Origin of the sequence: Aureivirga sp. CE67 (assembly GCF_015767245.1) — a bacterium.
GTDB lineage: Bacteria > Bacteroidota > Bacteroidia > Flavobacteriales > Flavobacteriaceae > Aureivirga.
In genome coordinates this window covers 19,494-32,954 of the sequence record NZ_JADOTV010000006.1, presented here as the reverse complement: position 1 = coordinate 32,954, position 13,461 = coordinate 19,494, and the positions used below count along the sequence as shown (strand labels likewise).

Genomic DNA, 13,461 nt, shown 5'->3' with positions numbered 1-13,461 from the left:
CTGAGTTTTTTGGAAACGAAGAAAAAGGGAAGCTCCAAATCAATTTAAAAATCAGGTTATAATTATTTAAAAAGCAAAGAATACAAATGTTTGAAATAATGGGCACACTTTACAAAAGTGCGCCAGGTTTTCAATTAAAAAAATAGGAGAACCTGACAGCTCTGCTCTCAAGAGGGGAAATAAAAAAGCAAGTTCTACATATAGAACTTGCTTTCTGATTTTTTATATATTTCCTAGTCTTTCTCTAGAAAAGGATTTATTTTTTAAAAGCTCCAATATCTAATTTGAAAGAAAACACATTAGAATATAATGCATTTCCAACACTTCCGATATTACTTAAAGCGTAATCAATTGCGATTCCTTTGTATTTGAAACCTACACCGAAATTTGGTTGAACGCTTACACTCTCTGTATTATCTGGTTCTAAAGTATTTTGAATATTATTTACACCTCCACGTAAGAAAACCATTTGCTTATAAGAAGCTTGGAAACCAAAAGCTGGCTCGATGCTAGCAAAAGATGACGAAATGATATCATTTGTTTCAGCAAAACGAACGTTTAAATCTAATTCTGTCAATAAATCAAAATCTTCATTTAATTGGAAAGTACGAGCAACTCCCACTTGCATTTTTGGTAAAGTAAGTTCTGTAGTTTCTGGTAATTCTTGATTTTGACCTGGAATTGCATTTTTGATTTTTTCAAATTCATCTTCATTGATATTCCAAGCATTGAAAGTTGTCGTAATATCACGAAGCATTAAACCAAATTTCCATTTTTTCAATGAATATTGTGCTGCTACATCAATTCCGAATCCCCAAGAATCTGCAAAATCTCCGATAGTTCTTCTAACAACTTTCGCATTTGCACCTACACTAAGATTTTCGATTTTTAATTTTTTAGCAAAACTGAAATTGAAAGCCCAGTCTGCAGCAGAAAATAAATTGATTCTTTCGTAATCAATATTACCGTCTTTATCAATTAATTCTGTCGTATCTAAAATATCATCTACTCCAAAACGAATAATCGAAATTCCGAAAGCAGCATCATTTTCTAATGGCATTGCAAATCCTGCATAATCGTATTTCGCGATTCCTGCAAAGTATTCTGCATGCATGAAAGATCCTTGATAATCTGTAACTCCTGTAAGACCTGCTGGATTCCAATAACCAGAATTTACATCATTTGATGAAGCAGTTACTGCTTTTCCCATACCGAAAGCTTGTGCATCCACTCCGATATTTAAGAATTCATTTGAATATTTTCTTGCAGTTTGGCTAAAACCAAGCTGACTTATTATAACGCACGTAAGAAATAGTATATGTTTTTTCAATGTTTTAATTTTGATTTTCGCAAATATCATAATTTTATAATTAAATTAACAGAATAATTTGCTAGATATTGCCTTCTCTCCTCACGTTTTTTTTCATTTTATGATTTCAGAAGTTAAACAGCTAATTTTTAACCTTGAATTTTCTCCATTTTTCTTTGATAAAAGATCAAGAATAAGGTGATAATTATAAATAAAACACTGATAATTTGCGATGGAGATAAAACTGTAGTTCCTAAATCTCCTCTGGCATCCGAACGGACAAATTCTACGGAAAGACGGAATAATCCATAAAAAAATAAATAAACTGGAAGTCTTTTTTCAAATTTCACTTTTGAAATCAAAAAGAAGAAAAGTATAAAATCAAAAGCTGCTTCGTATAATTGAGTTGGATGAACTTTAGCATGCCCATGTTCTAAGAAAGGAATGGATCCTTCGGGAAAACTAATTCCTAGAAAAGAATCTGTAACTCCACCATAGCAACAACCTGCAAAGAAGCAACCGATTCTACCAAAACCTTGTACCAAAACTAAAGGAGGAATTAACAGAAGTAAATTTTTCTTGAAATTTAATTTAAACAATAAGTTCCCGATAAGAAAAATGAAAAAACCTGTGATAACTCCTCCTAAAAGTGTAAATCCTCCATTTTTAAAGTTCTCAAAAGTAAATTCCATATCGTGATAAAACATTTCGAAAAATCGGGCTCCGAGAAAACCTAAAATCAAAGTAGCAATTATCACTAACTTTAATTTGTAATCTTCATCGAAAGAAACTTTGTATTTCTTCACTTCTTTTTCAAGAAATAAGAAACCAAAAATCAACCCAATTCCAATTAGTAAATTATACATTGGAATACTTATAAGATAAAACTCTAAATTCTGAAGCATTTTTATTTTTTGTTAAAAGATATTTTGTTTACAATTCATTTTATTATTTAAAACACACACCCTAGCCCCTCTCAAAAGGGAAACTTGACAATATGTAACCCTAAATACAAAATGAATCGTGATAATATCTATTGAATAAAATCGTTAGCATTTTCTTTTGTTTGCTTAAAAGCAATCATTCCACCAATTGCAAAAAGAACTCCCACAAGAACATTTAAATAATTTCCTACAAAAAATCCTGCAAGTGAAGTTACAGCCGCAATAAACATCAAAATTCCTGAAACTTGTGGTTTTGGTTTTCCAAGAATACCTCCTATCAGCCCTAAAATTCCTGAAATCAAAAGTACCCAAAGCATAATTGAACCAAATTTAAAATCTGGATTTTCTGCAAGTTGGTTCACATAATTCTCTACTTCTACAGGGTCTGGCTGTCCTCCATCTTGTTGAAATGTTTCAACAAATTCTTTCATTTTATCCATTCCTAATGCACAATATGGCGAACATAAGGATCCTGGAATTCCTAAAACTCCTCCAATAATTCCTAAAACTAAAGGTGCTGATGATGTACCTCTTTGACTCATATTTTTATTTGTTTTTTTTAGTTAATTTATATTCTTCAAAAGAATTAAAAATTCACAATAAAATTAAATACAATTTTATTATTCTTTTTTCATTTCTCCTAATTTGTACACTAAAATATAAAATTGTTACATCTTTTTTTGCTTTCGTTTTAAATAATTATTTTTAAAGAAAACTAATTGAAAAATGCTCAACAAAGCGCAGATTGCAATAAAGACCATTTATATCAGTATTATCGGAAATTTCCTCTTGGCAGTAGTGAAAGCTATTTCGGGAATTTATGGTAATTCTTATGCGCTTGTTGCCGATTCTTTAGAATCCTGTGTAGATGTTTTTGCTTCTATCATTGCGCTGATTGCTTTGAAATATGCCACAAAACCACCAGATGATAATCACCCTTACGGACATGGAAAAATTGAACCTATTATTACTTTCCTTACAGTGCTATTTTTAGTCAGTACTGCCACCGTTATTGCGCATCAGAGTATTATCAATATTCAAGAACCACACGAAGCTCCGAAACCTTTTACTTTAATCGTTCTGGCAATAATTATTATCGGGAAAGAGATTTTTTATAGAATTTTAAACAAAAAAGGAAACGAAACGGACAGTAGTATTTTAAAAGCAGAGGCTTGGCATCATCGTGCAGATTCTATGACTTCTGGAGCTGCTTTTATCGGAATTTTGATTGCTGTTATCTTTGGGAAAGAATATGCTGCAGCCGATGATTGGGCTGCTTTGTTTGCTTCTATTATTATTTATTACAACAGTTTCTTGATTTTCCGTCCTGCTTTAGGAGAAATTATGGATGAAAATCTATACGAGGAATTGATCGAAAAAATTAGAAAAATTGCCAAAGAAAACCCACGAGTTGTTGACACCGAAAAATGTTTTGTTCGTAAAACCGGGATGTATTATTTTGTCGATTTACATTTGATCGTTTGTGGAGATATCACCGTAAAAGAAGGACATGAAATTGCGCATGAAGTAAAAGAATTAATAATTAAAAAGGAAAAAGACATCATTGATGTTTTGATTCATATTGAGCCTGACTAAAATATTTTTAATTTGGGCAAATCCTTTTCCTTTTGAAATCAAGGAAAAGGTCGGGCTTTTCTTTCCAAGTTTTGATTTTTAAAAAAAGAATTCTATGTCATTCGTGGGCTTCCGTTGGTCGCCTCCGTTTCCTTGAATTTCTAATTTTTTAAAAAACAAAAGCTTTCCACTTCAATCCCTTTTGCAAAAAACACACAAAGGAATCTGATTAATGGCGCCAGAGGCTCTCGAAGGCACATGGGCGGATTTATCGGTGCTTGAGCGGAGTCGAAGGCCCTACTTCCTTCCAAAACGTCTATTCCTCAAAATCACTCAGCACTAAAAACATGTGGATTAGTCATAAATACAGCTGTCGGAGTGATTCCTCATGGTGGATTTGTCGTAAATGTTACTGTCGGAATGATTCCTCATGGTGTCGGAGTGGTTCCTCATGGTGGATTTGTCATAAATGTAACTGTCGGAGTCATTCCTCATAGTGGATTTGTCATAAATGCAAGTGTCGGAGTGATTCCTCAGAGTGTCGGAGTAGTTCATCATGGTGGATTAGTCGTAAATGCAACTGTCGGAGTAGTTCCTTCTACTTACTCTTCCATTCCTTCAAGTGTCTCCCTTGCTCCTTCCTCTTTCTTTTCTGTTCCTTCGAGTGGATTTGTCGTAAATATAAAAGTCGGAGTGATAAAACAGATAAATTATAAGCAAAAATTATACTAAATCTCTTTCTTAGTAAAGAAAAACTATATATTCCTGTTATTTCTTGTTATTGAGGGTAAAAGCGGAACTAAAATCTAGTTTTAATGTTTTTTTGATAGAAAAAACCAATAATTCGGGTTATTTTTCAATAAAAAAAACTAGTAAAGGAATACTTTTAAGGTAAAATCTATTTATTACAATAATTAATAAGAAGTATTCCCTTAAATTCTATTTTACAAACTCTAGACTCCATAAGCTTTTATAGCTTCGATTTAAATTTTTAAATCTTAATTTGTTAAAATTTAAAGTTTCTTATATATTTGTTCGTCTGCTGCTATGAAAATTCAAAATTTACAGAAATTTTATAGTTACAGATATAATAGAAATAACAGGAATTCCTGTTATAGTTATGTTACCCACTATTAAAAATAGATTGTTTAACTAAAAATCAAAATTATGGCAACATTTAAAATTAAAGATGACAATGGTAATCTAAATGAAATTGACATTGATAAATTATCATTTACTGATGGAGATTCAACAGAAATTTCAGCTGAAAAAAAAGAAGCAATTTCTAAATTTCTGGAAGCTGGTAATCTAGATGACCTAGATGACAACAGTAAAAACTTACTAAAAGATATAAAAGCTAGAATTGGAAGTGGAAATATTCCTGAATTAGCAGCAGCTGTTTTAGTAAGATTTGATGTTTCTTGGGTATCTATCAAATAAGTATGAACAAAAACTATCTTAAAGAGCTAGAGAATTTATCAGTTGAAGAATTCTCTAACTTAGTTTTAGCTCAAGACAATAATTGGAAAAACAAGCTCGATATCATTCTTTACTATTGGAAATTAAATGGTGAATTTAATTATGAGCTAAGAGTTAAATTACTTCCAAAGCTGAATGAAATTTATAATGGGATAGAATTAACGGAGATTGATAAATATCTTTTTGAATTAGTCTTTCTAAAGGTTTTGAAATGTGAACTAGAATTATCTACCATAGTATTTGATTCATACAACAGGAATTCATTATACAGTTACTCAAGAATTGCAAGTCTAGACCCGTGCTGTGTAACAAAATTTAAGTTTATATCGGATTTGAAGAGTGAATTGATATTCAACCTTAACCAAATGAACTTAAGTAATTCACTCAAGAATCTGAGTATTTTACAAAAGGAACAGCTAATCTCTGAGCAACAGAAAGAAACTTATATACAAGCTTTCAATCATATAGAAACATATAATAGTAGTGTTCTCTTGGGAGAACTTTCAGGAGAAATATTTCTCTTAAAAAATGCAGTTTAAATGATGGATATCAAAGACAATCTTGAGGCAAGCTTTAATTGGGTTATAAATAATAAAAATCAATTCTCGGTTGATTCAAATGATTATGATTCAAAAGAGAAATCAATTGGCGCATTAAAGCCACTAGGCGAGTATGTTTTAACCATGGAAGTATTAATTTCTTGTAACTATAGAAATGATGAATGCTTAGCTAATGTTGAATGGGCTTGGAATCAAGTAAAAAAAGGTGACCTTTTAATTGAAATACTAGCGGTTAGACCAGATTTAATCGTATTATCATCCCTTTATGCAAATTTCGAAAAACTTGGCTTTATTAATAGCCGACTAAAAAGATTAATAACTTATTTGTTAGAGACTCAAGGATGCAAAAATATTGAATACCCATATTGGAGAAGACTTGATTTAGTTCATACTGAAGATTTCTTCGGGCTAAACCAATTCCCGATTGATGCAGAAAAAAAATGTTGGTTCTACAACAATCCAGAGCCTTGGATAATGTCAGATGACATTGCATATGCCTTAACCCATGATATTTTTTATCTGACTGATTTTGGAAGAAATAAAAATCGTCTTTCTAAAGAGTCCGTTGTTTATTTAAAAAATTGGACTCCTGGTTGGCTTAAAATATTTGCACATCAACCCAACTGGGATATTTATTCAGAACTCCTTATGGTGGCTTGTTGTATTGGTGACTATGATATTGTTGAAAAATACATTGCTCCATTAACAATTGCTCAAGAGAATGATGGATTAATTCCTTCACCAGAAGGAGCAGGAAGGCAATTACTAGAATATGAAACAAATCCTGATGAACAAAGAGTTAAGTTTCTGTCAAACTACCACACTTGCTTGGTAGGATTAATGGCACTTGGAATGAAAAACAGTGGGTAACAATGTATATAAAAAATAGGCGAAATAGCGGTAACTTCAAAAGTTTAACTCGTATCTAACTTTTTGCTTAATCGAAAATATAGTGTTTCGAAATCGCCTACTTTTCATATACTAAACGTCAGACTGCGCAAAAACTAACAGTTTTACTAGCATAAAATTTTAATAAATCGTAAATTTAGAGAAGCAAAAACTTCTCTTTTTTTATGGATTTTCAAAAAGGTATAGACAGGCATCAATTACAGATGTTTGATTTAATTCTATGGTTTGCTCCGATTCTTGGGCTCGGATTGTCGATTTATTCTGGAGATTCTCCCACTCGAAGAATTAGGTTTTCAGGATATTTTAGCAAAAGAAGGTAGACCACCATTTCATTCTTCCGATTTTTAATTAAAAAACCTATACTCCTATTTTTTTGGACTAAATAATACTTGTTTTAAGTCGTTTTAAAGTATTTTATTCTTCAATGTATTTTACTATTGTTTAATTTATTCAGAATTAAAACTCTCTTAAACTTGATTTATTTGTGTTAAAAGACTAGTTTTAACGAAAATTATGGAGTTTGTGTGCAGACTCCCGTTGTGTTTAATTAGATAAAATAAAGCATGAAAAAAATATTACTCTTATTGACAATTTTAATTTGTTCTTCATTCATAATTAAAAAACAAAATATAAAAGAATTTTACTTTCCAATAGAAGAATTAAAATCACCGAAAATTTATAAATATGAAGATTTCAATAGTGAAACAATAGTTTATTGGAGATTGTCAACTGAAGAAAGGAATGGAAAAACATATTTTATTACAAGAGGTTTTAATGAAAATTATATTCAAATTGAGTTTTTTGAGGAAGAAATAACTGAAAAAGGAGCTTTTGTAACTAGGTTTTCTGATATTTATGATACTAAGGAGATTAAAAATGGAGATGTTATAAATAATGAAGTTTATTCATGGGAAGAAAAAAACGAATATTCTTATAAAGTAAAAGTCAAGTCTGGTTATTATTCACTTGAAAAGAAAAGAAAGCTAGGAGAAAAAAAGGTTGTGAAAAAATTCAAAGATTTAGATTACGATTGTATTGTAATGAATGATTTGTATATAACAAGTGATTTAGAATATCCAGATGTGAATCAAAAGTTTACTCAAGAAACATATTATGCAAAAGGTATTGGTATTATTGGATATAAAAGATTTTTACCAAATGGAAAAGTTATTGATTTTAAACTTACTGAAATCATTAAAGATGTAAATAAATTTAAAGTTAAAATATAAAAAACTAAGCACAACGTGCCAAATTTATGAAAATCGTACTAAAGAAAATATTATTTGTAATTATTGGAATTTCTATACTCGGAATTTTAATGTATAATATTTCGCTTTGGAATCAGAAAGTGAACTTTGAAAAATACGCAACTAACTTTAATCCTGAAAGAACTAAAATCGGACTAAAACAGATCTCTAAAAATTGGAAATCGGAAAATCAGACCTGGGACAACTGGAATATATTAAGTGACGAAAATTATAATGATGGAAAAGTTTTGAAATTCGCAAAAATATTCAGTTTAAAAGACATAAATACAGGAATAATTTACGAAAATGATTCTTCCGATTTGAACACCAATTTTCAAAGCAAAATAATTTGGCTCAACTCAAACATTTTGTTTTGGAGAAATGGAATTGAATCTGAAATGGACTATTATCAAAGAAATATTGATTCTAACACAGTAGAAAACTTATCTATCAGATATTACTTCAAAGACGATAATGGAAACAAAAATTACTTTGAAGCGAATCATTCAATTTATGAATTGGACGGATTTTATTGTGGAACACCTTCAAGAATGGAAAGAGAGAAACAGCGGGTTTTGGGAAAACCTTATTTCGGAAATATAACAAAGAAACAAGCTGATAGTATATTAGCAGAATGGAAAATAACTAGGAACAACAAGGTTTATAATTAATTGCGGCTGAATTTGTTCGCCTTGGGTTGTGAATTTTAACTGAACTGAAAGTGAAGTAGAGCTTATGTTTAATAAATCGGAATTTTCAAATTATCGGAATGAAAATTTCAACACTCTGAATTTAGCAAAATTCGAAATAGAAAAATCACTATGAAATAATGGGACTAATAATATTACCTTTTTTACTCGGAGCTTTAATTATAGGGATAATTGCTTTTATCAAAGTAATTAAACTCTTGAAATTAAAATCGATCAGATTGAAAGAATTAATTCTAGGATTGATAACTTCACTTATTTTATTTGGATTAATTTGTTTGACATATATTATTCAAGGAAAAGCTTGGGCGTTAAGTACTGCCTTTAGAATACCGATTTTTATGATATTTATGCCTTTTGGAGTTCATCATGCGACAGAAAAAAACAATAAAGAGAATATAAAATATTTGTCGAAAATATTTCTGATTAGCATAGCGTTTTCTTTGATTTTAGGAATTATTTTTAATGATATATTCTTTAACCTCTTTGAATATTTAGAAATAAAAAAATATTATTAAAAGAATAAAAACTAGCTACAATAATGTATAAAAAGCATCCTTCGGTTCGCTGCACTAATTTTTACACAAACCATTGCAAGGTATTATTAAGGCATTTCAAATAAAATATCAATTTTAACTCTTATTATTGTTATTATATGAAAAAAAATATTTTAATTATATTTTTTCTAATTTTTAGATTAGGATTAATCAAAGCACAGAATATAAAAAACGACATTCTTTTAAACACTAAAGAGTTAAAATCCATAAATCCAAATGATTCTGATTTCTCGGATTTAGAGTCTATTGGTAATGCTATTGGCAATGCTAGATTTGTCTATCTAGGAGAACAAGATCATGGAGACGGTTCTGCCTTTGAAGCTAAAACAAGAATTATAAAATATTTACACGAAAAAAAAGGGTTTAATGTAATTGCTTTTGAGAGTGACTTTTATAATATCAATAGAAAAACAGAGTTAGGACAACCTGTTGATAGTATAGAAAAAAGCATCTTTAATGTTTGGTCAAATTGTTTACAAGTAAATTCTTTATTTGACTATATAAAAGAACAACAAAAAGAAAATACTCTTCATATTTCTGGATTTGATTGTCAAATTGGATCTGTCTCAAAAAAAGATCAAGATCATTTTTTAAATGATTTATCTATTTATTTAAATCAAAAAATAAATACTTCAAAAATTTCAAACTTTAATCAATTTGAAAAAACATTACGAAAAGTATTAGCTTTTCAAACAGTTGAAAAGAAAAACAAAAAAGTATTTTTACACACACTTTCTAAAATCAAAGAAAAATTAGATACTGTTAACACTAGAACATTAATGTTTCAAGCAATTAATAATCTAGAAAATGCTGCTAAAAATAGTTGGGAAGATGGTGATCTATCACGTGATTTTCAAATGGCAAAAAATATGAAATGGCTTGTAGATAATATGTATCAAAATGAAAAAATTATTTTTTGGGCACACAATTATCATTTAGTGCGAAAATATAAAGATAAAAAAATAGAAACATCATTTGTTTCTGCTGGAGAACACTTTTATACGTTAGTTAGCAAAAATGAAGTTTACTCCATTGGATTCACCTCAAGAGAAGGAAGAACGGAACGTTCCATATTAAGTGAAGATTTAGATTATTTAAACTATGATATTAAAGCTCCAAAAAAAGAGTGTTTTGAAAATTGGATGTTTGAAAATAATCACAAAATCTCATTTACAAATTTTAAAAAAATTAATAATAAAAATCAAAAATTTAAAATGAGAGGATATTTGTATAGGATGAATAATTATTATTGGTTGGGGGCATTTGATGGAATGATTTATATTGAGAATATGAAACCTTGTATTAAAGAAAGAAAGACTCCTTATAACACCAAGTAACAAGCATGCTTCGCACGTTTCTTAATCTAATAAAATACGTTGGCAACAATTGAAGGAAATTTTATCTCTCGATACATAACAGCATTTATTGAAATAGAAAAATGAAAGAAAATATATTTACAGTTAAAAAAATTAAAAAGTTATCAATTATAAGAATGAAGTTTCTATTAACTATGCTTATTTTATTAGTGCTCAACTCAGTATACTCTCAAAATAAAATTGAAGTAAACGACGATAAATATAGTATGTTTTTTTATGAGTCTTTAAGAATGGACTTGGCAAACGATTCCATTAAAAATATTGAAAATTCTACTGAGAAAATTATTAGAATCTGGAGAGGTCATCAAATGTTTAGTTTTAGCCAAAAAAACTGTATTTATTCTAGAAAATTTATTAATTCGAAAAATAATAAGATCTATTTTTATAAACAAAGTTTAGATATAACTATTGATACGATATCAATTAATTTAATAAAATCTATAAAACCCAAAGTTTACCTTGGTTGCATTTTTACAGCAATTGAGATTGTGGAAAATAATCATTACTTTTTTAAAAGTATTGGTTGTAAAAACTTCATTAACTCATTAATTTTTGAAATTTATAATGAAAAAATAAAATCGAATATTGAAAATTATATCCAAAACTTACCTTCAGGAGTTTATAAAAAAGAAAGATCTAGTATTGGTCTTGTTGTAAATCAACCTATTAAAGATGTAAATAATCAATCTAGTTTTTATAAAAGAACAGTAAAACTCTTATCTGAAAATAATATTAAAATTGATGATCCATTAAAGCAGCCATTAATTTTGATAAATTCTCAACAATCATTTTTTGAGGATGTTAACGAGCTTAATGAAAAGGATGTGAAATCAGTTAGAGTATTTGACAAATCAAAAGATTCAACTTATACTAGAGTTTTTTCTGGTGATAGTGGAAAAAATGGGGTACTTATTATCAAAACTAAATAAATATAAATCAGGGTACACATAATATGATTGTTTATTAACTAATTAAAAATAAAATAATTGAATAAAAAACTACCAACAAAGAGCTGAGTTAAAACCCAAATAAAATAGTCTTGAATTTTATACATTATTTATCTAAGCATATTAAAATAATATTTTGATATGTTTTTTTGTTTTCAACTACTTAAAAAGCTAGTATTCCTAAACTTTTATTTGTTAAAAATTTCAGATTCTTCTATATTTGGACATCTGCTGCTATGAAAATTTAAATTTTACAGAAATTTTATGGTTACAGATATAATAGAAATAATAGGAATTCCTGTTATAGTTATGTTGGCAATAATTATGAAAAAATGTAAATGAAAAAAAGTAAAGCGATAGAATTATTAAATTCTGATTTAAAAGATATTTATGATACTTTAATTAGTATTTCACTTTATGCGTATGTTAGTTCTTCTTTATTTAATACACCAAACAAAAAATTATCTGAAGAAGAAATAAAGGTTTATAATCATTTAAAAAAAAATGAAAAAAGAAACACTATTTATAATTCATTTATGATAAATCTAATTTCAATAATGGAGTCATATTTAAAAAATATGTTAATTGAAATTATACTAGATGATAAATCAAAATCAGAAAAATTTGTTAGAAAATATAAATTCGAAAGACATTTAACAAGTAATGACGTGGTAAACGGTTCTGAATTTTTAACAATTAGTGTTTTGAATGATGTTATTTATCATAATTTGCCAAAAGTGAATTCACTATATAAAATTATAACTGGAATTGATATTTTAAATATAGAAGGAGCTGAAATAAAGAAAATATTTAAAATCATAAAGTTAAGACATAAGATGGTTCATCAAGCAAATAGAATTAACGATAGAAAAATATTTTTAAAAGAATTGACGTTGTTGCATTTTATTACGGTGATAAGTGATTGGTTATTAAATATAGATTGCTTGATTTTAAATGGTAACTTGAGAAAAAGAACTACTAATTATACTATGAAATTTTATAAAGATTTAGGAGAAAAAATAGAATTACCAATATTATTTAATGGTAAAAATGAAATTGAAGATAATAGTTTAGAGCTTTTAAATGATTTATTGAAAGATCATAAAAAAGAAATATTAATATAAACTCCTACAACAAAGTGTAAGTTTCACTTCTTGCCGCAGGCGCAACACAGAAAGCAAAACTTACACAAACCGGCGAAAATAATTATGAAAAAAATCCAGCTAACATTAATAATAGTAGTTTTAATTTCATGTTTTGGTTTCTCTCAATCAAAATCTGAAATTGAAAATCTATTAGACGGAATTTCAACAATTGAGAATTCTAAAGAAATAGCGAAAACTGAACAAGCCGAGAAATTGATTGAATATGGTTGGCGAATTTTGCCAACTCTTGCGGAATTTTTTAGCGACCAAACCTTGACTGAAATTAAATCAGAATGTAACAATCGGGTTTTGAATAAAGGAGAAATTGCAATAATAATGGCTGACCAAATTGAAGGAATGCCCTATGCAACAGTAACTGGAATTCAAAACTGCACGTTTACTTTTTGCGAAAATAACGCAAATCTGATAGAATATTATTTACCATATATTCAACGAGATGGAATTGAAAAATTTTTAAAAAAATATATGGAATGGCTTGCAAGTGACGATAGAATTGATTGGAAACTATTTTTAACTGCCAAAACAAAAAAAGAGCGCAGAAAAATAATACGTGAACGGAAAAAAGCCATTCGTGAAATGCAGAATAAAAAATAACTATGGCAACGATGTATAATCGCTAACTTACCTGTAACTGATAGTTATACGAAATCGTTAGCAAATATTAAAAGACAAACTGTAACAATTA

15 protein-coding genes are annotated in these 13,461 nt (G+C 28.6%); 12 read left to right on the top strand and 3 right to left on the bottom strand.

Going from position 1 to position 13,461, the window contains the following annotated elements:
• Positions 1-256 precede the first annotated feature (256 nt).
• From I0K12_RS09190 to I0K12_RS09180, 3 genes are all read right to left on the bottom strand, one after another.
• Positions 257-1,360 carry a PorV/PorQ family protein gene (locus I0K12_RS09190; RefSeq protein ID WP_196887332.1) on the bottom strand — a complete coding sequence of 368 codons (1,104 nt, stop codon included), beginning with the start codon at positions 1,358-1,360 and terminating at the stop codon, positions 257-259.
• A 98-nt stretch (positions 1,361-1,458) separates the two neighbouring features.
• A complete protein-coding gene (locus I0K12_RS09185; protein WP_196887331.1) occupies positions 1,459-2,214 on the bottom strand; it encodes a prolipoprotein diacylglyceryl transferase in 756 nt (251 codons plus the stop codon).
• 128 nt (positions 2,215-2,342) lie between these two features.
• Positions 2,343-2,795 (bottom strand): DUF4064 domain-containing protein, encoded by a 453-nt coding sequence (locus tag I0K12_RS09180; RefSeq protein WP_196887329.1) that lies wholly within the window; start codon positions 2,793-2,795, stop codon positions 2,343-2,345.
• Positions 2,796-2,979: 184 nt separating this feature from the next.
• On the opposite strand from I0K12_RS09180, the gene I0K12_RS09175 reads away from it, so the two are divergent.
• The 12 genes from I0K12_RS09175 to I0K12_RS09120 all read left to right on the top strand — a co-directional run bounded on the left by I0K12_RS09175 (position 2,980) and on the right by I0K12_RS09120 (position 13,370).
• Positions 2,980-3,849, top strand: a complete 870-nt coding sequence (locus I0K12_RS09175) for a cation diffusion facilitator family transporter (protein WP_196887327.1) — start codon at positions 2,980-2,982, stop codon at positions 3,847-3,849.
• A gap of 357 nt (positions 3,850-4,206) precedes the next feature.
• Positions 4,207-4,560: a hypothetical protein gene (locus I0K12_RS09170; RefSeq protein WP_196887325.1), complete on the top strand. Its 354-nt coding sequence runs from the start codon at positions 4,207-4,209 to the stop codon at positions 4,558-4,560.
• Between the two features lie 435 nt (positions 4,561-4,995).
• Positions 4,996-5,268, top strand: a complete 273-nt coding sequence (locus I0K12_RS09165; protein WP_196887323.1) for a hypothetical protein — start codon at positions 4,996-4,998, stop codon at positions 5,266-5,268.
• A gap of 2 nt (positions 5,269-5,270) precedes the next feature.
• On the top strand, positions 5,271-5,846 hold the full coding sequence (locus I0K12_RS09160; RefSeq protein ID WP_196887321.1) for a hypothetical protein: 576 nt from the start codon (positions 5,271-5,273) through the stop codon (positions 5,844-5,846).
• Positions 5,847-6,737: a DUF6895 family protein gene (locus tag I0K12_RS09155; RefSeq protein WP_196887320.1), complete on the top strand. Its 891-nt coding sequence runs from the start codon at positions 5,847-5,849 to the stop codon at positions 6,735-6,737.
• A gap of 602 nt (positions 6,738-7,339) precedes the next feature.
• Complete coding sequence (locus tag I0K12_RS09150; RefSeq protein WP_196887318.1) at positions 7,340-8,005, top strand: hypothetical protein; 666 nt, start codon at positions 7,340-7,342, stop codon at positions 8,003-8,005.
• Between the two features lie 26 nt (positions 8,006-8,031).
• Positions 8,032-8,694 (top strand): hypothetical protein, encoded by a 663-nt coding sequence (locus tag I0K12_RS09145; protein ID WP_196887316.1) that lies wholly within the window; start codon positions 8,032-8,034, stop codon positions 8,692-8,694.
• Between the two features lie 257 nt (positions 8,695-8,951).
• On the top strand, positions 8,952-9,248 hold the full coding sequence (locus I0K12_RS09140) for a hypothetical protein (RefSeq protein ID WP_196887314.1): 297 nt from the start codon (positions 8,952-8,954) through the stop codon (positions 9,246-9,248).
• 137 nt (positions 9,249-9,385) lie between these two features.
• Entirely contained in the window at positions 9,386-10,624 is a 1,239-nt protein-coding gene (locus I0K12_RS09135; RefSeq protein ID WP_196887312.1) for an erythromycin esterase family protein, read from the top strand.
• Positions 10,625-10,779: 155 nt separating this feature from the next.
• Positions 10,780-11,592 (top strand): hypothetical protein, encoded by an 813-nt coding sequence (locus I0K12_RS09130; protein WP_196887310.1) that lies wholly within the window; start codon positions 10,780-10,782, stop codon positions 11,590-11,592.
• Positions 11,593-11,948: 356 nt separating this feature from the next.
• Positions 11,949-12,734: a hypothetical protein gene (locus tag I0K12_RS09125; RefSeq protein WP_196887308.1), complete on the top strand. Its 786-nt coding sequence runs from the start codon at positions 11,949-11,951 to the stop codon at positions 12,732-12,734.
• Positions 12,735-12,818: 84 nt separating this feature from the next.
• The gene (locus tag I0K12_RS09120; RefSeq protein WP_196887306.1) at positions 12,819-13,370 is read left to right on the top strand and encodes a hypothetical protein; all 552 of its coding nucleotides are present in this window, start codon (positions 12,819-12,821) and stop codon (positions 13,368-13,370) included.
• Positions 13,371-13,461 lie beyond the last annotated feature (91 nt).